Origin of the sequence: Chryseomicrobium palamuruense, from assembly GCF_042649045.1 — a bacterium.
Taxonomy (GTDB): Bacteria; Bacillota; Bacilli; order Bacillales_A; family Planococcaceae; genus Chryseomicrobium; species Chryseomicrobium palamuruense.
This window is the reverse complement of the sequence record NZ_JBHSEF010000008.1, coordinates 12,674-37,892: the sequence shown is the minus strand read 5'-3', so window position 1 is coordinate 37,892 and position 25,219 is coordinate 12,674. Positions and strand designations below refer to the sequence as shown.

The following is a 25,219-nucleotide window of genomic DNA, read 5'->3' as shown; positions in this document are numbered from 1 at the left end:
TTCTCTACTAAATTTCCTAAGCTAACACTTTTTGAATGGCATCGACTGCCGCATCAATAAATAATGGATCTGTATTTGGCATTCCTGGACGGTAATAGTTCACACCTAGTCGGTCACATACGACTTTACATTCGTAGTCGTTGTCATATAGAACTTCTAAGTGATCCGCTACGAACCCTACCGGTGTGTAAACAAAGCTGCGATAGCCTTTGTCGTTATATAATTCTTCGGTTAAATCTTGAACATCTGGACCAATCCAAGGCTCTGGCGTTTGGCCAGCACTCTGCCAGCCCACTTCTACATTTTCAACACCAGTCGCTTGTTGAATCAGACGAGCTGTCTCATGTAGCTGATCCGCATAGGGATCTCCACCTGCTAAAATTTTCTCAGGTAACGAGTGTGCAGAAACAATTAAACATGCTTTTGCACGTTCTTCATCACTCATACCATTAAATGTAGCAGAAATTTTTTGGTTCCAGTACTCGATGAACTTTGGTTCATCATACCAGCTTTCCACAGAACGAAGTGAAATGCCATACTTATCCGCTTCTTCTTTTGCTCGTCCGTTGTACGATTTAATCGAGAATGTAGAGAAGTGAGGAGCCAATACGAGTGAGACCGCTTCTTTAATGCCATCTTGTGCCATGCTAGCTACTGCATCTTCCACAAAAGGTTCGATATGTTTTAGGCCGATATATAATACATACTCCACTTCGTCTTGGACTTCGTTCAAGCGATTCGCAATCGCTTGTGCTTGATCTGCCGTAATTTTTGCTAACGGTGAAATTCCCCCGATTGCGCGGTAACGATCCGTTAAATCTTGAAGCGCTTCCTCACTTGGCTTCCGCCCGTGACGGATATGGGTATAATAACGTTCGATATCTTCTTCTTTATATGGCGTTCCATAAGCCATGACTAATAATCCCATTTTCTTCTTCATGCTAATTCCACCTCAGATTAGTTTTGTTGAATTAGTTCGCGACTGTACGAATGAACAAGTTCAGTTAAGCGTTTCAATACATCCGGATCGACTTCCGGGAACACACCGTGCCCTAAGTTAAAGATGTGACCAGGGTGTGCGACTCCTTGCTCAACAATCACTTTTGCTCGTTTTTCAATCTCTTCCCAAGATCCAATCAAATAGGAAGGATCTAAGTTTCCTTGTACCGTCTTCGTAATGCCTCGTTGACGTGCTTCTTCAATAGAAAGTCTCCAATCGAGACCCACGACATCTACCGGAAGGTCATGCCATTCATTTGCTAAGTGGCTAGCACCGACACCGAATGTGATCAGCGGCACGCCTGTCTCACGAAGTTCCGAGAAAATACGAGTCATTATAGGTTTGATGTAGAGGCGGTAGTCTGCTACATTTAGTGCACCAACCCATGAATCGAAAATCTGGATCGCACTTGCGCCAGCTTTTACTTGCGCTTTGATATCGATGATAATCATATCAGCGAGCTTATCCATCAAGTCAAACCAAGCTTTCGGTTCGGACACCATAAATGCTTTCGTTTTGTTATAACTCTTTGAAGGGCCTCCTTCAATCATATAACTCGCGAGTGTAAATGGCGCACCAGCGAACCCAATCAGAGGCACTGTCAACTGTTCTTTTGTCAGCATTTGAATCGTTTCTAAAACGAAAGGAACATGTGTCTCAGGATCAAACTCACCTAATTTTTCTACGTCTGCTACCGTACGAATCGGATTTGAAATAACCGGACCAATCCCAGCTTTGATTTCAACATCTACACCGATACCTGGCAGTGGCGTGACAATGTCTTTATACAAGATAGCTGCATCCACATTGTAGTTGTCGACAGGCAGCTTCGTTACGTATGCACAAAGCTCTGGTTGTCTCGTAATTTCTTCTAAAGAATACTTCTTTTTAATTTCGCGGTATTCCGGTTGAGACCTTCCTGCTTGTCGCATAAACCATACAGGTGTGTGACTTACTTTTTCTCCACGTGCTGCACGCAGCAATGTATCATTCGTTATCTTCATAGTGTCCTGCCTTTCCTGCTCAATTAGTCTATTTCTTACTTTAGAACTTCTCTCATCTATTGTATAGATATCCATACAAATTGTCATAGAATTGCCTTTGTATCTTCCGGAAAGTGTTTTCAATTTGTGAACATTGGGGAAACTAGGTAAAAAGGAGTGAAAGATATGACGTACATTCACACGACAACAGGTACACCGGAATTTTTGAAACAACTGCAAGAGAAATATGGAAGCGCAGAGATGCATGTTCTTTACGGCTCTTCAGGAACCTTGTTACTTCATGAGACTGATGGGAAAACAAAGTTTCAAACTCCTCGTTCCTATGAAGTCTTGGCTTCTTACGGAAACTTTCATGAAAACGGCTATTTTTATTTTTACTATATTCCCGTTTCCGATGAAGGCCGCCCCGTTTTTGAACATGAAGCGGTTAAGCTTACTCAAACCACTTCAAATGAACCTGGATTGTTTGCGCTTCGCGTACTAAAGCCCCTTAAAGCTGACACCTATTTGATTTTGTCACAATGGTCAGGTGCTTCTAGTTATGAGCAGTGGCTAAAACACAACCCTGTACAACTCGAAAAACTAGCATCCACTCAAAACATATTCACAAGCGCGCCATACACGCACGTGTACCGGACAAAAAAAGAAGAAGCAGAGGAGTAATCCCTCCTACTGCTTCTTCTTTTTGCGTAGATAGAACCATTCGGATAAAACGATTCCACTGACAAGTGCTACTATGCCATACAAAAGACCATGTTGCCATATGAGTAGAACCGAGGCGACGAACAATGGGCTATAGGCCACTTTTCTCGTAAGTTGGATGGCCGCTGTTTCACGGGACTCATTTGCTTGTGGATACAGCATATCCATTCTGAAGAGTTGATTATAAAGAAGTCCCTGGTACAGCTGCAGACTGATTGCAAACGTAAACACAACAACAAACACGGCGGCAAGAAGAGAAAAACTAAAAAGTGGCGCAAGAACCATAAGAATCGCAAGACGTAACCATGTATAAAACAATTCATCTTTTCGAATAAAACTTCTACTGAGCAAGAAGCGATTCAGTGTCTCATCTGACAGAGCCCCATCCAAAAAAGCTCTACGAGACACCTTACTGCGGAGGTGGGGCACTTCTGTAAAGTAATTCGCAAATTGGTAAAAACGTTGCATACGTTGTTGTTCACTTGCAATCATGCGGTCAAATGGAAATGGTTTTTGACTTTCTCTCTTCATGTACCATAGATACAAGATCCCCGCCACACCAATGACAATGGAAATGGCAAATCTTTCAGATAATACACTATAAAAAAGACTATATAAGACGATGAAACGAATACTGAAATCAAGATAAGCAGGCACAACCCAAGCCACTGTTGCTACATATTTTGTATGAACGTTCCAATAGGCAAGCAAGACAACGATAACAGCAACTAATAGTAAGACCGACGAACTTATTCCACCCACACGGGCCAACATCGGCAATAAGGCAACTAGCACTACAAGACTTCGTAAAGCCACAACAAATACAGAGTAGTGAAGTGCAGGTCTGATATAACTTGGGAGGGATTCGGCCATTGGTAGCAAGTAGTATTGATCTGCATGCCGAAAAAGAAGGGCAGGTTTATTCGGCACTAAAATCACAGATAGCACGAAACTTGCCACGAACACGAATGGAAATTCAGGATGAGGCAGCTTTAACCATTCACTATAGGAATAGCCTGCTGCTCCTAAAGTAAATAATAATACTACGGCAATGTGACCGGACAACATATACTGCATGTATTTTTGAAGTTCAATAAAATACGACTGAAATCGTTCACCATAGAGGGAGTTGAGGTTAAGCATGGCTTGTCTCCTCAGTCATAGCAATGTACAGGTCATCGAGGCTAGCTCCAGGCATCTGAAGAGCTGCACGGAGATCATCCATTGTCCCGTAGGCACGAATTTGTCCTTCATGCAACAAAATTAATTTGTCGCAATATTTTTCTGCCGTCGTCAATACATGAGTGGTCATCAAAATTCCGGCATCTGCTCGTTTCCTTTTTTCAAGTTGAGCAAGCAGAGCGCGAATCGCAAGAGGATCAAGTCCGACGAAGGGTTCATCAATAATATACAACAGAGGATTAGCCATGAATGCCGACATGATCATGACTTTTTGTTTCATTCCCTTAGAAAAGTGAGTTGGAAACCACTTCATTCGCCTTTCCATGCGGAATTCAGAGAGTAATTGCTCTGTTCGTATTCTTTGTTCTTCGGGTTCAATTGAATAAGCTAATCCAACAAGCTCTAAATGCTCCTGTAATGTTAATTCTTCATATAATACGGGAGTTTCAGGAATATACGTAAAAGACTTTCTATAGATGTCCGGATTGGTCTTCAAGGACTGACCGTTGATCTCGATATTTCCTTGCTGTTGTTCAAGCAATCCAATGATGTGTTTAATGGTCGTACTCTTCCCCGCTCCATTTAATCCGATTAAGCCCACGAGTTCCCCGGGTTCAACAGTAAACGAAATATCCTTTAAAACCGGTCGTTTGGAATATCCGCCTGTGACGTTTTCAACTTTAAGTAAAGACATGGCGCATGGCCCCTTTCTGATACTAGTTTAGCATCTCTCTGAAAAAATCTCATTCTCTTGTTCATATGGTACACTACAAGTAATGATGACGTTAAGGAGTGTTGTAAATGACAGAATGTATTTTTTGCAAACTAATAAATGGAGAGATTCCTAGTGCTAAAATTTATGAGGACGAGCATGTCTTCGCATTCATGGATATCATGCCTCTTACAAAGGGCCATATTCTCGTCATTCCTAAAGAACACAAAGAATCAATCTATGATTTGTCTGAAGAGCAGGCAGCCAACCTATTTAAAATCGTTCCTCGCTTAGCAAGCGTACTTAAAGAATCTTATCATCCTGCAGGAATGAACTTATTAAATAACAACGGCGCACCTGCTGGTCAAAGCGTCTTCCACTTCCACCTTCATCTGATCCCTCGCTATGATGAATCGGATGGCTTTAAAGCTACGTGGCGTACAAAAGAAAAAGAATACACAATCGAGCGCATACAACAACTCGCAGGGGAATTATCAGAAAAACTTTAAGCAATGTAATTGCAATATCTAAAAAATCAGGTATAATACCTTATAAGCTTTCGCAATTGGCATAGAGCGCACGATTGGAGAGCAAATAGCTTAGAATGAGCAGAGGAGAGTAAAAAATGAATACGAAAAGTTTAGTGTTATCCGCAATGTTATTAGGTGTGGGAACTGTGTTGTACCTGGTTATTCCCGGAATCAATGGTGGGATGAAACCTGATTTTCTACTTACAATGATGTTTATCGCCATTTTATTAACGCCTACAATAAAAAATACGGTTGTGGTCGGTCTTGCAACAGGAATTCTATCGGGTCTATTTTCAACGTTTCCGGCAGGATTTATTCCCAATGTGATAGACAAAGCCATTACAGCATTCGTATTTTTCGTAGTAATAATTGCATTAAAATCTTTAGCAACTAAATTAGTGATACAAGCGATTGTGACAGCAGCTGGAACAGCATTATCAGGAGCCATCTTCTTAACTAGTGCAATCTTTATCATGGGAGCAGAAGTTCCTTTTGGAGAACTTTATTTACTTGTTGTCCTACCAACCATTGCATTAAACACCATCGCACTAGTGATTATCTATCCAATCGTTCAACAAACCTTAAAACGAACAAGCTTTAACACAGCTTTAGCTAACTCTTAATCGACAAGCCGATTTGCCCCCGTGCAAATCGGCTTTTTCTATAGACAGCGTATTTCGACACATGTTTAAATGAAGCTATAGAATGGTATAGGTACAACAAGAGAGAAATGAAAGTGGTGACTCGAATGGATAAAAGCCAATTTGTTTGGGGTCTGCTTAGTGGAGCTGTCGCATCTTCTGTAGCCATCTTGCTTACAGCACCCAAGAGCGGGAAAGAAGTACGTTCAAAAATCAAAGCGACTTCAGCTGGATTTAAATCAGATTTTCAAGACGTTAAAGTACAGTTTCAAGAAGTAAAGGAATCTTTGCAACAGGTCATCAATTCTGCAAAAGAAATTGCGCCAGACACGTTGACTGGAATGAAAGAAAGTATTGATACTTGGCAAAGAGAAACGGCTCCAATACAAGAGAAAATTCAACAAGATCTTGAAGCTATCCAACGTTCCATGGATGAAATTCAACAAGCCCTTCCTAAAAAATCGAAAGAGCAAGCATCGTAACAGGTATCCTTTAGGTACCTGTTTTATTTTTTAACCAATAGTATTCTATTCAAGTATTTCCGTTTCTAACGTTCTGTTGGTATACTAATACTAACAAAATCGAACGGTAAAGGTGGGAAACTCTATGTCAGAAAACTATTCTCTAAAAGAAGCCATGATATTTAGTCAACGACTCGGCCAACTTTCAAAAGCATTATGGAAAGCTGTTGAAAAGGACTGGCAGGCGTGGATCAAACCGTATGACTTGAATATAAATGAACATCACATTTTGTGGATTGCGTATCATTTAAAAGGAGCCACCATTTCTGATATCGCCAAATTTGGTGTGATGCACGTTTCTACCGCCTTCAACTTTTCAAAAAAATTAGAACAACGGGAACTACTCGCTTTCTCTAAACGAGAAGATGATAAGCGAAACACGTATGTGACAGTCACAGACAAAGGATCTGCCCTACTTGAGGAGATGTATGAGAATTATCATAATACGTCCCATTCGGTGATTGAAGGCTCTCTTCCCATCAAATCGATCTATGGTCGTTTTCCTGAATTTATGGATATGATGGCTGTAATTCGAAACATTTATGGTGATGATTTTATGGATATTTTTGAACGATCTTTAGCCAACATCGAGAATGAATTTGACTTTGAAGAGAAGGAATGAAAGCGGCTACAAAAATTTTAAATAGGAAGCACTTGAAAAAGCTCTAAAAACATCGTATTGTATACTCTTGAACAATCAACTTAGGAGTGTTACCATGCAATGCTGGAAAAGCATTAATATTAAACGACAATATGGTTATGATCGCATCTTTTTATTATCTTCATTTCTTGTATTTATCATTTTTTCTTTTACCTATATTGGATTCACATTTATGACAGATAGTGGAGCATCCAGTGAGTATTTTCTGTTCTTTCTTATCGGATTTCTGGCTGTTTACCCTGTTCATAAGTTCCTGCATTACCTTCCTTTAGTCTCACAAAAAGGAAGAGTCCGACTTATTCGCACGATGCATTTTCGCATCATACCGATGTTTATGATTCGAATTTGTGAACCGATCGGTAAAGGACGCTTTATTTTTGCACTACTGTTACCATTTTTGTTACTTTCCGCTGTATTTATTTCTGGGATGCTCATTTGGCCATCATTCGCTCATTACTTCCAGATTCTGTTTGCTTATCACTGCGGAATGTGTGTCATTGACTTAATTTATGTGAAAGAATTAATCCATTCCCCGAAAAAGGCGTTTATTGAAGAAGTCGAAGACGGCTATGAAATCCTAGTAGCACCACGGGTTTAATTTGTTGCGGCAGACTTCCCTATTTGCTATGATGAAGAGGCTAGTGAAGGGAGTTTCGTTATGATTATCTTGGCATTAATGGTCTTTGCCGCCTTCTATTTTTTTCAAATCAATCGAATGGCTTATGCCTTCGTCACTTCGCGTGAACTATCAGAAGAAAAACAAACGAAAGTATTCCGTATGCTCAATTTTTGTATAATGGTACTGTTCGTTGCACTTTATGTAGAAATAACTTATGTTAGTTAAGAAGAACGGATGCCTATACGGCATCCGTTCTCTTTTGGAATTAATAATAGAAAATAGCCCCTACAATAATCAACAAAATAAATAAAACGACAACCAGTGCAAAGCCTGTTCCGCCGCCTGAATAGTTATTACCCATGTTCTCACCCCCTTGTCCTCTAACATATGACAGCTAATACTTCACTGCTTAGGCAGTGATGCAACTATTTTGTTTTTTTTTCGTTTATGTTATAGTAAGCATTGTCTGAAAATAGTTAGGAGAGATTATAGTATGAAAAAAATCGTAGTAACAACTGCGCTAGCAGCGTCTATTTTTGCTTTGGGTGCATGCTCTGACGAAGAATCCACATCACAAGTTGTCGTAAGTTCTGAATTTGGAGATATTACTCAAGAGGATCTCTATAACGAAATGAAAGCTTCGATTGGCGATCAAGCTCTTCAACTACTTATGATCGAAAAAACATTAGATTCTAAATATGATGTATCTGACGAACAAGTCCAAGCGGCTCTTGATGCAGATAAAGAAGAATATGGCGAAAACTTCGAGGCGTATATTGCTCAGCAAGGGTACAACGAAGAGTCGTATAAAAAATTCCTAAAATTAAACTTGTTACAAGAAGAAGCCTTAATTGAAAATGTAGAAGCTTCTGAGGAAGAAATTCAAGCGAAATACGATGCACAAAAGACAGAAGTAAACGCTCGTCATATCTTAGTTGAGGATGAAGCGATAGCAAACGAAGTGAAGCAAAAGCTTGAAGACGGTGGAGATTTCGCGGAGCTCGCGAAAGAATACTCTACGGAACCACAAGCTCAAACTTCAGGCGGAGACTTAGGATGGTTTGGAAAAGGCCAGATGGTCCCTGAATTTGAAGAAGTCGCATTTTCTTTAGAGCCAGGTGTTATCAGTGATCCAGTTCAAACGTCATTTGGCTTCCACATCATTGAAGTTGTTGAAAAACGTGATATTGAAAAATCATATGAAGATATGAAAGAAGAGTTAGCGCGTGAAGTGAAGCTTGAAAAAGCGGATACGAATGCGCTATTTGGGAAAGTCGCTCAGTTAATGAAGGACGGAAATGTAGAAATTAAAGATGAAGATTTAAATGCAGCACTTGCGAACTTCTTAGATTACGAAGAGCCAGCTGCTAAAGAAACAACTGAAGAAGATTCAGCTGAATAACAAAAAATCCACTGCTCAAGCAGTGGATTTTTTTTAATCAAACGTAGGTCGGTAGAAGGAACGATTCTCAAGTGGGAAAAGACGTTCTGTAAATTCACCAGGGTTTGTCTTTTCTAGTGCACGATTTAACATCGCCATTTTCGCATCGATGTTGTCGATGTAATGGAGTATTTCGGCTTCTCGAACCATTGGACGTTTCGGACTGCCCCACTCTTCTTTTCCGTGATGGGAAAGAACTAAATGTTGAAGCAACATGACTTCTTCGCCTTCGATTTCAAGTTCTTTGGCAGCCATGGCAATCTCGTTCACCATAATCGAAATGTGGCCTAACAAATTACCCTCAATCGTGTAAGAAGTAGCCACTGGTCCGGATAATTCGATAACCTTTCCTACGTCATGCAACATGATTCCTGCATAAAGCAAATCCTTATTAAGTGTTGGATAGAGTTCAGCAAGCGCCTTCCCTAAACGCAGCATGGAGACCACATGATCAATCAGACCTGATGCATAGTCATGGTGGTTACGTGTAGCTGCCGGATACGTAGTAAACGCTTGATGGTGTTTTTTCAACAAATGACGTGTCAGACGTTGAATGTTTGGATTGTTCATTTCAAAGAGATAAGGTGTGAGTTCCGTCATCAGTTCTTCTTTAGATTTCTCTGAAGAAGGTACCAAATCAGTAATGCCGATCCCCTCATCCGTTTTCACAGGACGTATACTTTTTACACGTAGTTGAAGTTTGCCGCGATAGTCATGGATTTCTCCCCCTACTTTAACAATTTGCTCCGCACCATACAGACGTTCATGCTCCTCACTGGTATCCCAGAGCTTTGCTTCGATATCTCCACTTTTATCTTGAAGGACAAGTGACATAAACGGTTTTCCGACGGTCGTTACACCTGTTGTGCTTTGTTTGATTAATAGATAATGATCAACTGAATCTCCTACGCGTAGTGTTGTGATCCCTTTCATAATATAAGCTCCTCTCTGCTTGCAAGTTCACTATAGAAATGGAAGGTTGCGCTTCCATGATTTCTTCATGACAAGAAAAATAAATAAACGGCAGTGTATTGTCTTCACTCAACAACCATTGTACCACTTGTTGAAAACGAACCGCATCAAAATGGACAAACGGATCATCCATCAGAAGCACAAACGGTTTCTCCTTCGCCATTTCTTCCGCTAATGCAAATCGTAACGCAAGATAGGCTTGCTCTTTCGTCGCTTGGCTCAGCTCTTCGGGTTTAAAACGATGGCCCTGAGAATGAACCGCATAAAAACTTCCTTCTTGATAATGTAGAAAGGTATACGCATTTGCTGTAAACCGTTTAAACAGGTCACTCGCACGTTGTAGAGTGGCTGGGAATACTTCCTGTTGGTAGTGAGCATACATCTGCTCAATTCTCTCAGAGAGCGTCTTCCAAGCAGCATATTCCGTCACCAGGGAAGCATAATACGCCTTTTCTTCTTCAAAAGTCTGCAGTAGCATGCTGCGCTCTTGATTGCTGATCACTTGTTCTATCTTCTGTTTCACCGTCATAAGCGCATGAATAGAATCTTCCAACTCTGTCTCTGCTTCATCTAGTTCAATCTGAATTTTTGATTTGGAGAGGTCTCTTCGCTCTTTCCCTTCAATACGGAGGCGTATTTCCTTTAGACGTTCTTGATCTTTTCGCATTTGCTTCGAGTACGTAAGGCGGTCATAAAATTCTTCCACGGATGAAATGTTGAGTTCATCAAAAATGGAGGTCAATTGATGCGTCAACAGATCGAGTTCTTCTTTCCAGTCCTGCTTCTTTTTATTTTGGTGAGCCGATTCTTCATTGGCTAACTGTAACGCTTTTAACTGAGCATACTTTGCATTTAACTGACTGCGTACTTCTCGGAAGGCTTCTCCTTGACCCAGTTCTTCTACATGGATATCTTTTGCTTCATGATGAATGCGATCAATTATTTCCTGGAACTGGTATAAGCGTTCTTCGATTTGACGATAAGCAACTTCTAATTTTTGAAGCTGACGCAATGAATCAAAGATCGTCTCGGCTCTGTAGGTAGAACTAACTTGAATATGATAGGGTTTAAAAAATTGCTGTATGGCTATGTCAGCAGATGATACTTCTTTCTTGGATGATTGGTTCAGAAAGCCAAGACCGACAAATAATAAAGCTGGAAATAATCCCCACCATTGTTCCGAAAGAATTGCTATAACAGTCACTACTAAAGCCGCAAGAAAGAACAACAAAGGACCTGAAAATGTGGGCATTCTTTCTTTGGTCATTAACTTCTGCAGTCGTTCTTCTTGTTGGTAAGATAAATCAAATGACGGCAAATGTTTCTCCACCGCGTCTTCCGGCAGCTGTAGCGACGAGAGAATGGGTTGTTGTTCTCGCACAATCGCTTCTAGCTGCTCTTCTAGTTCAGATATTTTTGCCCGGGCTTCACGCCACTGCGTCTCTTTTTGAAGGAAATCCTCCAATTGTTGAATGTCATATTTCAATTGGTTGGTATCTTGGAAATCTATCGAGGACTGCGCGACTTTCTCAAGTCGCGCAGAAAGTTCTCGTCGCTCTTTTTCCCATGCGAGCGCAAGGGTTTCTTGTTCTTCTGAAATTAAGGAATAGGAAGGTGTGGTTCGCTGTATCAATTCATCATATTCCTCAAAGTATGGAAGCAACACTTGCTGTTCTTCCGCTGATGAAAGTAAGTCTTTCAATCTTCTAACCTTCACTCGCCCAGTGTGAATGACTTTATGTAAGCTTTCTTCTTCGTGTTGCAGCTGAGAATAAAGCTGCTCCTGTGAAGCGGCTTGATCGAGAGAGCGCTCTAGTTTTTTCAATTTGTCGAGCTGTTGATTGATTAGTGGTTTTCTACCACCCGGACGATAGAGGCGTTGCAGTTCCTTTTCAGCTTCTTTTTTGATATCCGCATAGGGGTTCTTACCGGTCGTCCCACTGACAAAGAACAGTTCGGTTAAATCTTCTTCAGATAATTGGTGAAGTTGTTGCAAATCGAAAACATGAAAGGCAAAAATCGCTTCTACTTGTGATCGTGTTAGTCCGTTTAATATAGTCGATAATGTATCTTCTCCGCCAAGAACATGCCCATCTCGTGAGACCGTGACATGCCCCGCAGATTTTCCAGTCACCCTCTCTACTTGATATAGGGTACCTTCTTTCTCGATACGTGCCCACCCACCGAAACTCCCTCCATTTTTCGGTTCCATCCGTTTGCTATTCGCACGCGTCGGAAATCCAAATAAAATTTGCAGGAGTGCTTCATAGAGTGTTGATTTTCCACTTTCATTGGGGCCTATGATGGCTTGTCTTTCATCAAACAGAAAATGTTGGTCGCGGTGTTGGCCAAATCCATAAACATAAAGTTCCAGGATTTTCATTGTCCATTCCCCCGTTCCTGCAAGAGTGCCTGCAGTTTTTCCCTCACACTCTGTTCCCACTCATTTCGTTCTGGCAGATAGGTGGTCAAACCTACAGACAAGCGGGTTACTTCGGTTGACTGTAACAGCTGCTTAAATGGAGATGGCATATCTTGTTGCCACTGAATGGTCATTCGGTTAAAAAAGTGATGCGTACTAAGGTCTGTCAATTTTTCATTTAGAAATGTATATAATTCATCACTCTCTACTTGAAGCCAATCCCCTTTTTTCAGGAGCAGAGAGCAGTCTATTACGCAATAACCTGACAAATCGGTCACTTGAGAAAGTATGCATTCAAGTAATTCATCCATCGTACGGACTTCGGTACCATCGATTTCGACTTGTTCAAATCGGACGGTTGAAACAGGACAGAATGTGAGTTCTGCGCTTTTTCCCTGTAGCTTTACCTCCAAATATCCCTGTTCTCCACGTTCCTTCCGGTTTCTACCTTGAAGGGTCCCTGAATAGACGATTGGTGGATTTTCAGTGAGAATTTGTCTTTTATGAATGTGACCTAAAGCCCAGTAATCGTAATTCTTAGATTGCAATTCTAAAATTGAGAAAGGTGCATAGACATCATGCTCTTTCTGAGACGCTTCACTGCCATGCAGTAATCCAATAGCATAATCAACCTCTGACTGTCTTTCCGGGAACTTCCCAATAACAGCTCCTTGAATATGGCGCTCAGCATAACTGAACCCTGTAAGTTGAACGGTTGCATGAGAAAGTTTCAGAATGTGCGTATGAGGAACCTCTTGAAATACTGTTACATTGTGCGGATAGTCAAATCGTGTCCAGCGCCCAGCTAAATGATCGTGATTTCCGTGGATAATGTACACCGGGATATTGCTAGCTGACAAGCGTTTCAATCCTTCTTGAAAACGATATTGCGCGTGCAAACTTCGATTTTCCCCATCATATATATCCCCAGCAAAGACAATGAAATCGGGACGCTTTCGCTCTGCGTCTTCAATCAATCGATCAAATGCAAGATACGACGCCAGTGATAGCCGTTCCCGCCAGTCTTCTGGAATTTGCTGAAGTCCTTTAAATGGGCTTCCTAAATGTAAATCCGCCGCATGAAAAAAATGAATGGTCATGCAAATCCCCCCTAAATCGAATGCTTGTTCTATTATATCACATGGGATTTTTCTGTATACTGACTATAGAGAAAGGGGAGAAGCAAGTGCACACTTACACATTTACAGCTTTTGATCCAACCGGAAAGCTTCTTGCTGAAGAGAAGTGGGAATTCGCTTCAGATGAAGAAGCGAAACGTCTAGGAGAAAAGCAAGTGGAGGAAAAAGGGTTTACAGAAACGACTCATCGTCTCGTCAATACAGCAGGGAAACTTGTATTATTCCACGTTTAATCAAAAAGCTCGCCAAATTGGCGAGCTTTACTGATTGAAAAAAGGTTTTCGTTTCGAAACAAAGGCATCAATACCTTCGAGATGATCTTCTGACGTTCTCAAGTTGGTTTGAACCTTCGCTTCTTCCGCTAAGACAGATTTCAGTTCATCCATTTTCGTCCCGTGTAAAATCTGTTTGGAAGAAATCATGGCTTCAACTGGCGAATGCGAGAGATGCTTCACTAGAGCATTCGTTGTGTCTTGTAAAGTACCATCTTCGGCTACTTGATCAATCAACTTCGCAGCGTGGGCTTCATCCCCTGTCATCATCTTTCCTTGCCAGATGATGTGCTTCGCACCAGGAATACCTGTACGTTCTTTCAAGAAGAAATGACCGCCTCCATCCGGTACTAGGCCGATGCCTATAAAATTCATTGCGAGTTTGGCAGATTTCTCCGCTACAATGAAATCACTAGCAAGCACTAAACTATAGCCAAGTCCTGCAGCTGCTCCGTGCACGGAAGCAATAGTTAACATCGGCAGCGAATAATAGGCGAGCGCAAGCTCTTCCAGTTGTTTCATGATGGTTTTCATTTCGAAAGATCCATCATTAGCGAGCATCGCTTTGATATCCCCACCTGCAGAAAATGCACGACCACTCCCTTTTAGGATAAGTATTTGCGCATCTTTTTCGTTTAGTAGCGATGTAAAGCAATCACGTAGTTCTTGAATCATTTGCCCATTCATTGAGTTTAGGGCATCTGGGCGATTCAACGTCACCGTAATAACATGCTTTTCTTTTGTGACTTCAAGTGTTTGATATGACATACTTTCCCCTCCTCTTCCTACTTAATTCGTCAAATATCTCAAAAAATCCTTCAAAAAAACTGCTATTCATATGAATAGCAGCATATTATTAAAATTGTTCGTAAAGTTCCTGAACAGGTTTTAATAAAATTCGATTAATTTCTTCAATCAATTGGCTTAGCTTCATTTCAGCTTCTAACATGACCATGATCTTTTCATTTGACTGGGCAAGCTGGGCTGTTTTTTGAGCATATTCAAGCTCTTCTCCAGCAATTTCCTCACCTTTTACTTGCTTCTCTTGTAGCGTCATTTGGATTTTACGGAAAGATTCAAATAAATTCTTTGCCTCTTCGTCGCTTTTTACAGCTTCGATGGCTTGCTTCACATCTTGCATTTCGGTAGTCGTGCGAAGTGTCGCTTCTAAGCGATTAATATCGTCGTAAATATTCATGTCGTATGCTCCTAACTATTGAGTAAAATAGCGATGATTCCTTGAATGACTCCAATGAGACCACCCAAGAGACCGCCGAGAATTGTGATCATTTTAAATTCTCTTCTTGATAAGCCTAACACAAGTTCCTCTAATCGTGAAACTGGGAAGGTGTTTACTTGCTCTTTCACGACTTGATCAAGTTTAAGTTTCTCAAACAATGCAGGCAGTTCTGCCAGAATACGCTCAAATCCATAATTGGTTACTTTAGGAATCAATTTGGCAGTCAAAAAGCTTTCAGCCGTTGGCAAAAATCTCGTGATGGGTTCACCGAGTTGCTTCTTCAGGTTGATTTGATTGAACAAATAAGCTTTTACGTCGGCAATTGCTGGTTCTGCATCAAATCCATTAAGAAGTTCCGCAAGTGGACGCTCTTTAAGCTCGTTCCACTCTTTTATAAGCAAACCAGAGATAAGATTTTTCGTATTCGGTGCGGTTAAAAACTTGCTGATTTCCGGCTGCAATTTTCGTGCAAATGTGTCGGAATCTCCCACCATCATCAGTACCATATTACCGAACGTGCCTTTCGATACAAGAAAATCATCAACGAGCTGTTTCAGCGTCTGCTTCCCTTGCTCGGATGCAAAGTAGTCTTGCCCTCTCTGGAGAATGATTTCTGTCACTTCCGGTACATTGGCATCCACTTTCGCAATCCAGCTCTCTGGCATCAATTCTGAAAGTTTGCCTGTCTGAATAGAGTGAATGAGTCGAAGCGACTGATAGTCCACTTGTTCTTCTATAACGGTCTGAATCCGCTCCTCTGCCCCATAAACTCCCGCTCGTTCTAGCCATTCTTCAATTGGTGTTTCAGATAATCCCGCATGATCCACAACCTGTTGATGGATGAATGCTTCGATTTTATCGCGTACTTGCTGATTTAAATACTTTCGCTCAATCAGTTCAGGAGTTAAGAGATAATGAATCACGAGCTTTCCAAGTTGAGTTGCAAGTTCTTCACGTCTTTTTGGAATAAGCCCAGGAGTAAATGGGACTCGCCACGAACCAATGTACTTTGCTTCGTATGGTCGAAAGAGCATTTTGATGGCAATATGGTTGGTAAATGCACCAATGATGGCACCAATGACCGCCATAAAGAGGATGGTTAATAAAATGGACATTTCTTCACCTTTTTCTGTATTCTCTAGCTGTTAGTATATCAAAAAGAGAGCTCCTGAAGGAATCAGGACCTCTCATCAAATTCATAGAGATATGTTTGAAGCCGGATGGCATGTTCCATCTCATCGTGCATAGCAATCCAAAAAGGAGTAACATGCTCAGACCCTTGCGCTTTCAATACAAGCATTTTATAGTGGTCAGCAGCATCGAGTTCTTTCTCGAGAGCATGGTGTAAAAACTGTCGATTGTCTGAAAAAGGTTCGGGCTTCTTTAGATTCTTTACGTAGTCTCCTGTTAACAGGAAATAAAGTTGCTGGAACATCTCGTAATGTGCTTTTTCATCTTCAGCAATATGCAGAATCGACTTACGTAATGTTTTGTCTCTCGTATGATCGTATAGTTGACGATAGTGGTAATATGCTTCGTATTTATCGCGAATCACATTTTCAAGTTCAGTATTCATTCAGCTCTCTCCCTTCTATAGAACTTATGCTAAAATAAATGAGCATATGAAAGGAGTCTAAAAAATGTTACAGCATTTTAGTTACCGCTCACTCTACGAAAATAAAGCCCTTCCTGGCTGGGAAGTGCAGTTTTACTATAAGCATGAAAAATATCGTGCGGAATATGAGAAGGACGGGACCATCAACTGGTTGGACGCTACTCCGGAAAATGAACAACAGGTCAAACAATTTATCCATGAACTCATGGTTTTTCATGTCTATGATTGAAAAACGCTCCGCCAAAATGGATTGGCGAAGCGTTTTTCATTAGGAATATTTTTTGAGAATGCGGTACAACTGGTCATGGATTGATGACAGGTGCTGCTTGGTCAAAGTCAAAGGCACATACGTTTCATCTTGATCAAGTGCCTCTGCTAAAAAACCGCCAAACCCACGTGCTTTTCGGTCAATTTGCAGTAACAGTTCTGCTTTTTCAGCCGTTTGTGAAAGAAATACGATTTCGAGTTCATCGAGTTTTCCGTAGAATTCTCCTGTCATCGGCACATACTCAAACTCTTGCATAAATGGATAGATGCCTCGGTATTTACGAGACGCCTGCTCACATTCCGACTTGCGTAAGCGGAATCCAAGACGTTCCACTTCTTGTAAGACGTGTTGGGCAATCTGTGTAGGTTCGACTTGAATGAAATCTTTGTCTGTTGGGTCCTTTGCCGAGGCAATATCCACCCCCGTTTGTATCCATACGCGTGTACTGCCTTTTGTCGCAGGCGTATCAAAAGGAAGAGTAAAACGGAAAGGTATATCCTTTTGCCCTCCAGCAGTGATGAGAAAACGCTCCGAAACTTTTTCTTTGTGAATAGCTGCGTAATCCGTCACTTTCCGATCATCCGATTCACGAAGATACGTGGTATAAACCGATAGATAAATCGCATCTACTTGTTGGTCACTTGTACCTCCATAAATTTTGATCGTCCCTTCAAGCATCTCACCTGCTCGGTAAACCGCTTTTGATAAGATGGTATCTACTTTTGCAGATCCGATTCCCACGCTTGCCAGCATTTTTTGAAATATCGACACGTGCATAATCTCCTCTCAACTTAGCTTCCTAAATAACTACGTCCGACTAATCCAAAAGGTTTCACGCGAGTTGGGCAGTTCCGGCTTGCAGACGATACATTTTTTCATATTGACCACCGAGGGCGACAAGTTCATCATGCGTGCCATTTTCGACGATTTCTCCTTTATCTAAGACGAGGATTCGGTTTGCGTTTTTAATCGTTGATAAGCGGTGCGCAATAATAAATGTCGTTCGTCCTTTTTTCAAGACGTCCATCGCATGTTGAATCAGTTCTTCCGTTTCTGTATCAATATTGGAGGTCGCTTCATCTAAAATAAGGATCGCCGGATCAAAAGCGAGAGCTCGCGCAAATGAAATCAATTGTCGCTGACCGGACGAAAGTGTACTTCCTTTTTCGACGACCGGCGTGTCTAGTCCAAGTTCCAAATTTTTCAGAACTCGGTCTCCGCCAACAGCTTCCATTGCTTGAACGATACGCTCACGCGTAATTTTCGGATCATCTAGACTGATATTTGAAGCAATGGTACCGGTAAAGAGATATGGGTCTTGAAGTACGATTCCCATATGTTCACGCACAGCTTGACGAGAAAGTGATGTCATATCAACACCATCAATATAGATGGTTCCTTTTGTCGGGTCATAGAATCGGAACAGCAGATTCATAATGGAACTTTTCCCCGACCCAGTATGACCCACAAGAGCTACCGTTTCCCCTTTTTTCGCGTAGAAGTTCAAGTTTTTCAATACATACTCTTCTTCCTTGTAGGCAAACCACACATTATCAAAGACGACATTTCCTTGATAGCGCTTAATACGAGCATCCGAAACTTGTTCTCCCGTTTCATCCAATAATTCAAATACACGCGTACCTGCAACGAGCGATCTCTCTAATTGAGAGAACTGATTAACGATTCCTGTCAGTGGATTAAATAGACGAGTGATATAATCTACGAACGCATACAACGTACCTGCCGTTACAGCTGCTTCTGTGCCGATGGATATCGACCCAAAATAAAGAATGAAGCCAAGAAACATCATGTTCCGTAGGACAAAGACTAAGTTAAACGATGTCGCCGAATCCAGCTTCAAAAGTTTACTCTGATACGTGTAGTGACTTTGGTTCATCTCATCAAATTCTGCTGCCATCTGTTTTTCACGACGGAATGCTTGAATGATGGACATTCCTTGAATCGATTCATTGATCATCGCATTCATGTCAGCAAGTTTTGTGCGGACGATATGATTGTATTGCGATGCATATTTACGGTACCCGATCATCCAAATATAAACGATTGGAATGACGACGAGAGCCATTGCAGCAAGTCGCATATCCAATATGAACAGAGCGACATAAACACCCGCAATAGAAATGATACTCGTCGCAAACTGTGAAAGAACTTGTACGTAAAGGTTACGAATTGCTTCTGTATCATTTGTTACACGTGCAACGATTTTCCCTGCCGGTAAGTTATCAAAATATTTTACAGGGACACGTTGAATGTGTTCGAAGACGTCATTTCGTAGTCGCTGGACGATTCGGTTTGCTCCAATCTGTAATTGTATAAACATGAAATAACGAAAGATGGCTGCAGCTACTTGCAGTCCAAAAAAGACCGCGAGTAATTGGGCAATCACAACAAAGTTAATTTGTTCCGCTGTGATTTGTGTATCGATAATATACTTCGCAATAAAGGGACCTATCAAGTCTACAATTACCGCGAGTGTTAACAAGCCAAGCCCTGTAAAGATGGGCTTTTTATATTTCATTGCATAGTGATAGAGACGTTTAGAAGTACTCATCCCTTCACCTCCTCTAACTGTTGACGGTCAAACTGTTCTCTGTACCACCCGCCGTTTGCCAGAAGGTATTGGTGCGTTCCCTGTTCAATAATCCGTCCATCATCTAAGACGATGATATGATCTGCATGTTGAATAGCAGACAGACGGTGAGTTGTAATGATGGTTGTTTTCCCCGTTCGATTTTTTTGGATATTTTCTATGATTTTAGATTCCGTTTTCGCATCGACAGCAGACAACGAATCATCAAGAAGTAGAATATCCGGATTTTTAATCAGTGCACGTGCGATTGACACACGCTGCTTTTGACCACCTGACAAGGATACACCTTTTTCACCGACCAGGGTTTCAAGTCCCAGCGGTAAATTGTTAAGGTCCTTCTCAAAGTATGCCAGATGAATCGCTTGCTTTAAGTCTTCTTCTGAAGCATTATCTTTTCCGAATAAGATATTCTCGCGAATAGTCCGTGAGAACAATACATGGTCTTGAGGAACATACCCAATGCGTGATAATACATCTTCTCGTGTTTGATCGGCAATCGCTAGATCACCGATTTCAACTGTCCCTCTCCCCATCGGGTATTCTTTTAGCAATTGCTTCACAAATGTCGTTTTTCCTGCCCCCGTTTTTCCAACGATACCAAGTGTTTGACCTACTTCAATGCGCACATCAATCTGGTCTAAATTGATTACTTTAGAAGTAGGGTATTGGAAATGGACACGGGAGAAACCAACTGTTGGCTCTGGCATTCCTTTCGTTGGACGCTGTGGTTCTGGTACATCCACGTCCGCATTCAGTGTCTCTTGAACACGATCAAGAGAAGCATTCCCCCGTTGCATAACATTGATGAGTTCTCCAATGGCAAACATTGGCCAGATGGCTAACCCAAGATAGACATTGAACGTGACAAGATTTCCAACCGTCATCTCACCTATGCTGACGAGATGGGCTCCGTACCCAAGGGCTACAACATAGCTGATTCCAGTTCCTACTTTAGTAATCGGACCGAACAACGCATCAATTCGTTCTACAACCATGTTTTTCTCAAACACCATGTTGCTCATATCTGCAAAATTCTGCTCATCTCGTCTTTCTTGAACGTACGCGCGAATGACTCGGACACCTGCAATTGATTCCAATACTCGGTCATTCAAGTTTCCGAATGCATCTTGAGCATCCATATATTTCTCATGAATGATTTTCCCTAAATATTGCATGATGATCGCTAATATTGGAATCGGCAGCAATGCAAAGAACGTAAGCTTCCAAGAAATGAAAAATCCCATTGCTAAGATAATAGCTAACATGTAGAGAGTCGAGTCGATCAATGTCATGATTCCAAAACCTGCTGTTGTCGCCACTGCATTTAAATCATTCGTTGAACGAGCCATTAAATCGCCCGTTCGATTTTTTTCATAAAATCCAGGTGTCATATGTAAGAATTTAGACATTAAGCGCGTGCGTAAAATGCGCTCAATCTTTACAGACCCACCGAACAGCTGGTACTGCCAAATAAAATTCGTGATGTAGCCACCTAAAATAATGGCGGCGAATAAGATCACATACGTGCGCAGTGTACTGCTCGTCAATTCCCCGGTGGTAATAGCATCAATGGCTTCTCCGATAATCCATGGTGGAATGACCTCAATAACACTTCCTATAATAAGTAGCGTAATAGCTACCGAATAACGAACCCAATGGTCTTTAAAAAACCAACTTAATTTCCCTAGTACACTAAACATAGTCTTCTCTCCTTTTTCCGTCACTAACCACTTTCGAGTGACTCAACCCACGTTACTTTGAATGCCATACTTTTTTTGTACATCTTCTTCACTCCTCTTTTATTTTCTAAATAATGGAAGTAAATGAACACAAAAAAGCACATGCCCAAGGATGGACATGTGCATAGAAACCTTTAAAAAAGGTTATAGAACATGTGTCATATTCGGCAGGAAGGTAGTCATAGAATTGTTGTGATTTTTACTCACTAAAGTTTTCATGTTTCCTGCCTCCATTCCTGATTATTTAGTACCTCTTTACACTAACATACTCATTTTCCAAGTGTCAATATTTTTTTAATTTAATTAAACACCGTAAAACAGTAAGCCTAACAACGCACTTACGGCGACTACTTTAATAGGAGAAAATTTAAAAACGGTTAAAAGCGTAAACGTAATTAGAACGATGATAAAATCGAATGACGAGCTGACTGCACTTGTAAAAACAGGATCATATAAAGCCGCCAGGAGAATTCCCACTACTGCTGCATTGACTCCTTTGAGTGCTGCTTGAATTCCTTTCTTGGAACGAATGATTGACCAGAATGGTAATGTTCCAATGACAAGTAAAAAAGAAGGTAGGAACATTGCAAAGACAGCAAGCAATGCTCCAGGAATTCCAGCTGTTACCTGTCCTAGAAATGCGGAAAGTGTAAATAATGGCCCTGGTACTGCCTGAGCCAATCCGTATCCCGCTAAGAATAAGTCACTAGACATGTCCACCTCACGCTCGAGCATTGGTAAGACCACATGCCCTCCTCCGAACACAATGGATCCCACACGGTAATATGTATCTAAAATTGCGATATACGCATGGTCAGAAAACGTTCGAATTATAGGGAGAACCATTAGTAAACCTGCAAATAATACCCAAGCTATGATTCCTGTTCGTTTTCCAAATGATAAGGACAACTTCACCTGGTCTGGTGTTTGCTCTTTTTTAAATAATAGATACCCAAGGACTCCAGCTCCAACAATCACTCCGATTTGCCCCCAGGCTGTTGGAATAAGTAAGACTAGTATCGCTGCAACAATCGCAAATGCGATTCGTAATGCGTCGGGTGCTAAGCTTTTCTGCATTCCTAACAGAGCATGTGCAACAATGGCTACTGCTACAATTTTAAGACCTTGTATGATACCACTGTCTGTAAATCCAAACCCGATCACAAAGTATGCAGCGAGCATTAAAAATAGAACGGATGGCAAAGTAAAACCCGCCCATGACACAATTCCGCCTAGGATTCCTCCACGTATCATCCCTATGGCGATTCCTACTTGTGAAGAAGCTGGACCCGGTAGGAACTGACATAAGGCTACAATGTCAGCATACAATTTGTCATCGAGCCATTTGCGTTTCTCTACATATTCATCACGGAAGTAACCTAAATGAGCAGTCGGTCCTCCAAATGATGTCAAACCAAGCTTTGTTGATGCTTTTGCTATTTCTTTTAAATTCCCCATAGTGCCTCCTTAAGAAATAAGAATGTGCTTATATTTTAACAAATCAAACGCGTCTCTGAAACTCATTAAAAAAGTTTTACAATCCCGTAATATTCTTTTATGATAAATGTGATTACCCATTTTTTCTATTATTAGGAGGTGTACACTTTGTCTCTCCCCCTCATTTGGGTTAGGAGCAAAGTCTTTATTTGGACATAGCCATACGTTTGACAACATTTGTTGTCTTAATTGGTTTAACCGCTTTTTTTGTAGCAACTGAATTTGCCATTGTCAAGGTTCGTCATACACGAATCGATCAACTTGTCGCGGAAGGTGTAAAAGGTTCTGCTGCAGCAAAACGAGTCACATCGAATTTGGATGAGTACTTGTCCGCTTGTCAGCTTGGAATCACCATTTCTGCTCTAGGTCTAGGGTGGCTTGGTGAACCTGTTGCCGAAGCTCTGCTTCATCCTTTATTTGAATGGATTGGAATTCATGGACAGATGTCCAGTATCTTATCCTTTATCGCTGCGTTCTCTCTCGTCACATTTTTACATGTCGTCGTAGGTGAACTGGCTCCAAAAACAGCAGCGATCCAATTATCGGAGCGTGTGACGCTATTATCTGCCACTCCCCTCATCTGGTTTTACCGTCTCATGTATCCATTCATCAAGTTTTTAAATGGCTCTGCCCGTTTATTAACGAAGTCTTTTGGATTAAAGCCGGTATCAGAAGCAGAAGTAAGTCACACCGAAGAAGAACTGCGCATGATTCTATCCGACAGTTTGAAAAGTGGCGAAATCAATCAGTCAGAATACAAATATGTGGACCGAATCTTTGAATTTGATGACCGAATAGCAAAAGAAATTATGGTACCACGTACGGAAATCACATCGATTGAAAAAGATATGACCTTAAATGAGGTCTTTGAGCTCGTTGGTATTGAACAATATACTCGTTACCCAGTATCGAGCGGGGACAAGGATCATATCATGGGCTTGGTTAATATGAAAAACTTATTGACCGCTTATATTAAAGACCCTAAGAGCGGGCACACGCCTGTTATCAACTATATGCAACCCATCATTCAAGTAATCGAATCGATGCCGATCAGTGATCTTCTACTTAAAATTCAGAGAGAACGCATTCATATGGCCATCTTAATGGATGAATACGGTGGAACATCGGGACTTGTGACGATTGAAGATATTATTGAAGAAATTGTCGGGGATATCCGAGATGAATTCGACGTAGATGAACGACCAGAAGTTCAAAAACTTAGCGAAGGCCATTATATCATTGATGCGAAGATGCTTCTCGGAAACGTCAATAACTTACTTGGCACACGCTTTGAAGAAGAAGATATCGATACCATCGGTGGGTGGGTCATGAAAGAAAAGTATGAGGCTGTTCAAGGAGATAAATTGACAGCTGAAGGCTTTGAATTTAAAATTAAAGAGATTGATGGCCATCAGATTCATTATTTAGAAGTGATTCGTTTAGATGCGCCTGATGAACAAGAAACAGCACCTATATCTTAAGTAAAAAACGACTTCTTCGGAAGTCGTTTTTGTCGTTTAGGTCGTGTTGCAGGGAGGAAACATTTTGGAACTCTATACAAACTTACGCAAAGGGGAAAAAGGAGCCTGGCTCAGTATTGCCGTCTATATGCTCCTCTCTTCAACAAAGTATATCGTAGGCTACATCGGAAACTCAGAAGCACTGCGTGCCGATGGACTAAATAACTTTACAGACATCATTGCATCGGTTGCCGTCCTCATTGGGTTACGAATCTCTCAAAAACCCCCAGATGATCATCATGCCTATGGACACTTACGAGCAGAGACGATTTCTTCTCTAATCGCCGCATTCATTATGGCAATCATCGGTATCCAAGTAGTCATTCAGTCATTCCAAAGTTTGATGAACCCAGTACAACAGGCTCCATCGCCCATTACGCTGTTCGTTGGATTTGGCAGTGCAGTTGTGATGTATGGGGTATACCGCTACAATATAGCTCTTGCGAGAAAAATAAAATCATCTGCGCTACGAGCTGCTGCTTATGACAATCGGTCAGATGCATTTGTATCAATCGGTGCGTCTATTGGAATTATTGGAGCCATCGTCGGCTTTCCCATTCTCGACTCACTCACTGCATTTATTGTGGGCGTGATTATTCTCTACACAGCGTATGGAATCTTTTATGACGCTGCCTTTACGCTCTCTGATGGATTTAATAGTGAGGATGCGGAGGCACTGAACGTTCTTGTAGGAAAAACACCGGGTGTCTATCAAGTATTGGATTTAAAAGGACGGATGCACGGAAATCAAGCGATGATCGATGTGACGGTTACCGTTGATCCTTACCTCAATGTCATAGAAAGTCACTGGATCACGGAAGAAATTGAACGCAAGATTCATAAAGCAAAGCCACATGCTCTCGCACTTGTTCATATTGAGCCTGAATACGATCTAATCGAACACGAGTAAA

The 25,219-nt window shown here is 41.3% G+C and carries 28 protein-coding genes; 12 read left to right on the top strand and 16 right to left on the bottom strand.

What is annotated here, in order from left to right:
- Nucleotides 1–16 precede the first annotated feature (16 nt).
- Together hemH and hemE are read right to left on the bottom strand one after the other, a co-directional pair.
- Nucleotides 17–940: a ferrochelatase gene (gene hemH, locus ACFO0S_RS00655; protein ID WP_378139085.1), complete on the bottom strand. Its 924-nt coding sequence runs from the start codon at nucleotides 938–940 to the stop codon at nucleotides 17–19.
- 17 nt (nucleotides 941–957) lie between these two features.
- Nucleotides 958–2,004, bottom strand: a complete 1,047-nt coding sequence (gene hemE, locus ACFO0S_RS00650; protein ID WP_378139083.1) for a uroporphyrinogen decarboxylase — start codon at nucleotides 2,002–2,004, stop codon at nucleotides 958–960.
- Between the two features lie 165 nt (nucleotides 2,005–2,169).
- On the opposite strand from hemE, the gene ACFO0S_RS00645 reads away from it, so the two are divergent.
- The gene (locus ACFO0S_RS00645) at nucleotides 2,170–2,667 is read left to right on the top strand and encodes an antibiotic biosynthesis monooxygenase (protein WP_378139081.1); all 498 of its coding nucleotides are present in this window, start codon (nucleotides 2,170–2,172) and stop codon (nucleotides 2,665–2,667) included.
- A gap of 6 nt (nucleotides 2,668–2,673) precedes the next feature.
- Here the strand turns inward: ACFO0S_RS00645 and ACFO0S_RS00640 are convergent, their stop codons facing one another.
- Both ACFO0S_RS00640 and ACFO0S_RS00635 read right to left on the bottom strand, forming a co-directional pair.
- Nucleotides 2,674–3,849, bottom strand: a complete 1,176-nt coding sequence (locus ACFO0S_RS00640; RefSeq protein ID WP_378139079.1) for an ABC transporter permease — start codon at nucleotides 3,847–3,849, stop codon at nucleotides 2,674–2,676.
- Nucleotides 3,842–4,582 carry an ABC transporter ATP-binding protein gene (locus tag ACFO0S_RS00635; RefSeq protein WP_378139077.1) on the bottom strand — a complete coding sequence of 247 codons (741 nt, stop codon included), beginning with the start codon at nucleotides 4,580–4,582 and terminating at the stop codon, nucleotides 3,842–3,844. The genes ACFO0S_RS00640 and ACFO0S_RS00635 overlap by 8 nt, the downstream gene beginning before the upstream one ends.
- Nucleotides 4,583–4,689: 107 nt before the next feature.
- Between ACFO0S_RS00635 and ACFO0S_RS00630 the strand changes: the two genes are divergently transcribed.
- The 6 genes from ACFO0S_RS00630 (at nucleotide 4,690) to ACFO0S_RS00605 (ending at nucleotide 7,797) form a co-directional block, all read left to right on the top strand.
- A complete protein-coding gene (locus tag ACFO0S_RS00630; protein WP_378139075.1) occupies nucleotides 4,690–5,109 on the top strand; it encodes an HIT family protein in 420 nt (139 codons plus the stop codon).
- A gap of 116 nt (nucleotides 5,110–5,225) precedes the next feature.
- Complete coding sequence (locus tag ACFO0S_RS00625; protein WP_378139072.1) at nucleotides 5,226–5,753, top strand: tryptophan transporter; 528 nt, start codon at nucleotides 5,226–5,228, stop codon at nucleotides 5,751–5,753.
- A gap of 125 nt (nucleotides 5,754–5,878) precedes the next feature.
- Nucleotides 5,879–6,253 carry a YtxH domain-containing protein gene (locus ACFO0S_RS00620; protein ID WP_378139070.1) on the top strand — a complete coding sequence of 125 codons (375 nt, stop codon included), beginning with the start codon at nucleotides 5,879–5,881 and terminating at the stop codon, nucleotides 6,251–6,253.
- A gap of 124 nt (nucleotides 6,254–6,377) precedes the next feature.
- Nucleotides 6,378–6,914, top strand: a complete 537-nt coding sequence (locus tag ACFO0S_RS00615) for an HTH-type transcriptional regulator Hpr (protein ID WP_378139068.1) — start codon at nucleotides 6,378–6,380, stop codon at nucleotides 6,912–6,914.
- 94 nt (nucleotides 6,915–7,008) lie between these two features.
- Nucleotides 7,009–7,551, top strand: a complete 543-nt coding sequence (locus ACFO0S_RS00610) for a DUF3267 domain-containing protein (RefSeq protein WP_378139067.1) — start codon at nucleotides 7,009–7,011, stop codon at nucleotides 7,549–7,551.
- A 60-nt stretch (nucleotides 7,552–7,611) separates the two neighbouring features.
- On the top strand, nucleotides 7,612–7,797 hold the full coding sequence (locus ACFO0S_RS00605) for a hypothetical protein (RefSeq protein WP_378139065.1): 186 nt from the start codon (nucleotides 7,612–7,614) through the stop codon (nucleotides 7,795–7,797).
- A gap of 40 nt (nucleotides 7,798–7,837) precedes the next feature.
- On the opposite strand, the gene ACFO0S_RS00600 is transcribed toward ACFO0S_RS00605, so the two are convergent.
- Nucleotides 7,838–7,933 (bottom strand): YjcZ family sporulation protein, encoded by a 96-nt coding sequence (locus ACFO0S_RS00600; protein WP_378139063.1) that lies wholly within the window; start codon nucleotides 7,931–7,933, stop codon nucleotides 7,838–7,840.
- Between the two features lie 132 nt (nucleotides 7,934–8,065).
- Between ACFO0S_RS00600 and ACFO0S_RS00595 the strand changes: the two genes are divergently transcribed.
- Nucleotides 8,066–8,974, top strand: a complete 909-nt coding sequence (locus ACFO0S_RS00595) for a peptidylprolyl isomerase (protein WP_378139061.1) — start codon at nucleotides 8,066–8,068, stop codon at nucleotides 8,972–8,974.
- A 33-nt stretch (nucleotides 8,975–9,007) separates the two neighbouring features.
- Here ACFO0S_RS00595 and yhaM read toward each other — a convergent pair whose 3' ends face one another.
- Genes yhaM through ACFO0S_RS00580 form a run of 3 tightly spaced genes read right to left on the bottom strand, consistent with a single transcriptional unit; the run spans nucleotide 9,008 to nucleotide 13,507 of the window.
- Nucleotides 9,008–9,946, bottom strand: a complete 939-nt coding sequence (gene yhaM / locus ACFO0S_RS00590; protein WP_378139059.1) for a 3'-5' exoribonuclease YhaM — start codon at nucleotides 9,944–9,946, stop codon at nucleotides 9,008–9,010.
- Nucleotides 9,906–12,368 carry an AAA family ATPase gene (locus tag ACFO0S_RS00585; protein ID WP_378139057.1) on the bottom strand — a complete coding sequence of 821 codons (2,463 nt, stop codon included), beginning with the start codon at nucleotides 12,366–12,368 and terminating at the stop codon, nucleotides 9,906–9,908. Before ACFO0S_RS00585 ends, yhaM begins: the two co-directional genes overlap by 41 nt.
- Nucleotides 12,365–13,507: a metallophosphoesterase family protein gene (locus ACFO0S_RS00580; protein WP_378139055.1), complete on the bottom strand. Its 1,143-nt coding sequence runs from the start codon at nucleotides 13,505–13,507 to the stop codon at nucleotides 12,365–12,367. The genes ACFO0S_RS00585 and ACFO0S_RS00580 overlap by 4 nt, the downstream gene beginning before the upstream one ends.
- A gap of 86 nt (nucleotides 13,508–13,593) precedes the next feature.
- Here ACFO0S_RS00580 and ACFO0S_RS00575 point away from each other — a divergent pair, with 86 nt between their 5' ends.
- Complete coding sequence (locus tag ACFO0S_RS00575) at nucleotides 13,594–13,779, top strand: YhzD family protein (protein ID WP_378139052.1); 186 nt, start codon at nucleotides 13,594–13,596, stop codon at nucleotides 13,777–13,779.
- A 27-nt stretch (nucleotides 13,780–13,806) separates the two neighbouring features.
- Here ACFO0S_RS00575 and ACFO0S_RS00570 read toward each other — a convergent pair whose 3' ends face one another.
- The 4 genes from ACFO0S_RS00570 to ACFO0S_RS00555 all read right to left on the bottom strand — a co-directional run bounded on the left by ACFO0S_RS00570 (nucleotide 13,807) and on the right by ACFO0S_RS00555 (nucleotide 16,634).
- Complete coding sequence (locus ACFO0S_RS00570) at nucleotides 13,807–14,586, bottom strand: enoyl-CoA hydratase (RefSeq protein WP_378139050.1); 780 nt, start codon at nucleotides 14,584–14,586, stop codon at nucleotides 13,807–13,809.
- An 88-nt stretch (nucleotides 14,587–14,674) separates the two neighbouring features.
- Entirely contained in the window at nucleotides 14,675–15,016 is a 342-nt protein-coding gene (locus ACFO0S_RS00565) for a YlbF family regulator (protein WP_378139048.1), read from the bottom strand.
- 11 nt (nucleotides 15,017–15,027) lie between these two features.
- Complete coding sequence (locus tag ACFO0S_RS00560) at nucleotides 15,028–16,173, bottom strand: DUF445 domain-containing protein (RefSeq protein WP_378139046.1); 1,146 nt, start codon at nucleotides 16,171–16,173, stop codon at nucleotides 15,028–15,030.
- A gap of 62 nt (nucleotides 16,174–16,235) precedes the next feature.
- A complete protein-coding gene (locus ACFO0S_RS00555) occupies nucleotides 16,236–16,634 on the bottom strand; it encodes a ferritin family protein (protein ID WP_378139044.1) in 399 nt (132 codons plus the stop codon).
- 64 nt (nucleotides 16,635–16,698) lie between these two features.
- Here ACFO0S_RS00555 and ACFO0S_RS00550 point away from each other — a divergent pair, with 64 nt between their 5' ends.
- Nucleotides 16,699–16,902 (top strand): DUF5342 family protein, encoded by a 204-nt coding sequence (locus ACFO0S_RS00550; protein ID WP_378139042.1) that lies wholly within the window; start codon nucleotides 16,699–16,701, stop codon nucleotides 16,900–16,902.
- Between the two features lie 39 nt (nucleotides 16,903–16,941).
- Here ACFO0S_RS00550 and ACFO0S_RS00545 read toward each other — a convergent pair whose 3' ends face one another.
- The 4 genes from ACFO0S_RS00545 to chrA form a co-directional block, all read right to left on the bottom strand.
- On the bottom strand, nucleotides 16,942–17,718 hold the full coding sequence (locus ACFO0S_RS00545; RefSeq protein ID WP_378139040.1) for a sporulation protein: 777 nt from the start codon (nucleotides 17,716–17,718) through the stop codon (nucleotides 16,942–16,944).
- 55 nt (nucleotides 17,719–17,773) lie between these two features.
- Complete coding sequence (locus tag ACFO0S_RS00540; RefSeq protein WP_378139038.1) at nucleotides 17,774–19,513, bottom strand: ABC transporter ATP-binding protein; 1,740 nt, start codon at nucleotides 19,511–19,513, stop codon at nucleotides 17,774–17,776.
- Entirely contained in the window at nucleotides 19,510–21,252 is a 1,743-nt protein-coding gene (locus ACFO0S_RS00535; protein ID WP_378139036.1) for an ABC transporter ATP-binding protein, read from the bottom strand. The genes ACFO0S_RS00540 and ACFO0S_RS00535 overlap by 4 nt, the downstream gene beginning before the upstream one ends.
- Nucleotides 21,253–21,594: 342 nt before the next feature.
- Nucleotides 21,595–22,749: a chromate efflux transporter gene (gene chrA / locus ACFO0S_RS00530; RefSeq protein ID WP_378139034.1), complete on the bottom strand. Its 1,155-nt coding sequence runs from the start codon at nucleotides 22,747–22,749 to the stop codon at nucleotides 21,595–21,597.
- Nucleotides 22,750–22,937: 188 nt separating this feature from the next.
- On the opposite strand from chrA, the gene ACFO0S_RS00525 reads away from it, so the two are divergent.
- On the top strand, nucleotides 22,938–24,269 hold the full coding sequence (locus ACFO0S_RS00525; protein ID WP_378139032.1) for a hemolysin family protein: 1,332 nt from the start codon (nucleotides 22,938–22,940) through the stop codon (nucleotides 24,267–24,269).
- Between the two features lie 64 nt (nucleotides 24,270–24,333).
- Nucleotides 24,334–25,218 (top strand): cation diffusion facilitator family transporter, encoded by an 885-nt coding sequence (locus tag ACFO0S_RS00520; RefSeq protein WP_378139030.1) that lies wholly within the window; start codon nucleotides 24,334–24,336, stop codon nucleotides 25,216–25,218.
- Nucleotide 25,219: the final 1 nt, after the last annotated feature.

What these genes read in the sequence shown, in the direction of transcription:
- ACFO0S_RS00550 (WP_378139042.1), top strand. Translation starts at nt 16,699, where the DNA reads ATGTTACAGCATTTTAGTTACCGCTCACTCTACGAAAATAAAGCCCTT.
- ACFO0S_RS00610 (WP_378139067.1), top strand. Translation starts at nt 7,009, where the DNA reads ATGCAATGCTGGAAAAGCATTAATATTAAACGACAATATGGTTATGAT.
- ACFO0S_RS00555 (WP_378139044.1), bottom strand. Translation starts at nt 16,634, where the DNA reads ATGAATACTGAACTTGAAAATGTGATTCGCGATAAATACGAAGCATAT.
- ACFO0S_RS00580 (WP_378139055.1), bottom strand. Translation starts at nt 13,507, where the DNA reads ATGACCATTCATTTTTTTCATGCGGCGGATTTACATTTAGGAAGCCCA.
- ACFO0S_RS00635 (WP_378139077.1), bottom strand. Translation starts at nt 4,582, where the DNA reads ATGTCTTTACTTAAAGTTGAAAACGTCACAGGCGGATATTCCAAACGA.
- ACFO0S_RS00565 (WP_378139048.1), bottom strand. Translation starts at nt 15,016, where the DNA reads ATGAATATTTACGACGATATTAATCGCTTAGAAGCGACACTTCGCACG.
- ACFO0S_RS00560 (WP_378139046.1), bottom strand. Translation starts at nt 16,173, where the DNA reads ATGTCCATTTTATTAACCATCCTCTTTATGGCGGTCATTGGTGCCATC.
- hemE (WP_378139083.1), bottom strand. Translation starts at nt 2,004, where the DNA reads ATGAAGATAACGAATGATACATTGCTGCGTGCAGCACGTGGAGAAAAA.
- ACFO0S_RS00600 (WP_378139063.1), bottom strand. Translation starts at nt 7,933, where the DNA reads ATGGGTAATAACTATTCAGGCGGCGGAACAGGCTTTGCACTGGTTGTC.
- ACFO0S_RS00595 (WP_378139061.1), top strand. Translation starts at nt 8,066, where the DNA reads ATGAAAAAAATCGTAGTAACAACTGCGCTAGCAGCGTCTATTTTTGCT.
- ACFO0S_RS00535 (WP_378139036.1), bottom strand. Translation starts at nt 21,252, where the DNA reads ATGTTTAGTGTACTAGGGAAATTAAGTTGGTTTTTTAAAGACCATTGG.
- ACFO0S_RS00630 (WP_378139075.1), top strand. Translation starts at nt 4,690, where the DNA reads ATGACAGAATGTATTTTTTGCAAACTAATAAATGGAGAGATTCCTAGT.
- ACFO0S_RS00605 (WP_378139065.1), top strand. Translation starts at nt 7,612, where the DNA reads ATGATTATCTTGGCATTAATGGTCTTTGCCGCCTTCTATTTTTTTCAA.
- ACFO0S_RS00545 (WP_378139040.1), bottom strand. Translation starts at nt 17,718, where the DNA reads ATGCACGTGTCGATATTTCAAAAAATGCTGGCAAGCGTGGGAATCGGA.
- hemH (WP_378139085.1), bottom strand. Translation starts at nt 940, where the DNA reads ATGAAGAAGAAAATGGGATTATTAGTCATGGCTTATGGAACGCCATAT.
- chrA (WP_378139034.1), bottom strand. Translation starts at nt 22,749, where the DNA reads ATGGGGAATTTAAAAGAAATAGCAAAAGCATCAACAAAGCTTGGTTTG.
- yhaM (WP_378139059.1), bottom strand. Translation starts at nt 9,946, where the DNA reads ATGAAAGGGATCACAACACTACGCGTAGGAGATTCAGTTGATCATTAT.
- ACFO0S_RS00570 (WP_378139050.1), bottom strand. Translation starts at nt 14,586, where the DNA reads ATGTCATATCAAACACTTGAAGTCACAAAAGAAAAGCATGTTATTACG.
- ACFO0S_RS00620 (WP_378139070.1), top strand. Translation starts at nt 5,879, where the DNA reads ATGGATAAAAGCCAATTTGTTTGGGGTCTGCTTAGTGGAGCTGTCGCA.
- ACFO0S_RS00540 (WP_378139038.1), bottom strand. Translation starts at nt 19,513, where the DNA reads ATGAGTACTTCTAAACGTCTCTATCACTATGCAATGAAATATAAAAAG.
- ACFO0S_RS00640 (WP_378139079.1), bottom strand. Translation starts at nt 3,849, where the DNA reads ATGCTTAACCTCAACTCCCTCTATGGTGAACGATTTCAGTCGTATTTT.
- ACFO0S_RS00585 (WP_378139057.1), bottom strand. Translation starts at nt 12,368, where the DNA reads ATGAAAATCCTGGAACTTTATGTTTATGGATTTGGCCAACACCGCGAC.
- ACFO0S_RS00645 (WP_378139081.1), top strand. Translation starts at nt 2,170, where the DNA reads ATGACGTACATTCACACGACAACAGGTACACCGGAATTTTTGAAACAA.
- ACFO0S_RS00615 (WP_378139068.1), top strand. Translation starts at nt 6,378, where the DNA reads ATGTCAGAAAACTATTCTCTAAAAGAAGCCATGATATTTAGTCAACGA.
- ACFO0S_RS00625 (WP_378139072.1), top strand. Translation starts at nt 5,226, where the DNA reads ATGAATACGAAAAGTTTAGTGTTATCCGCAATGTTATTAGGTGTGGGA.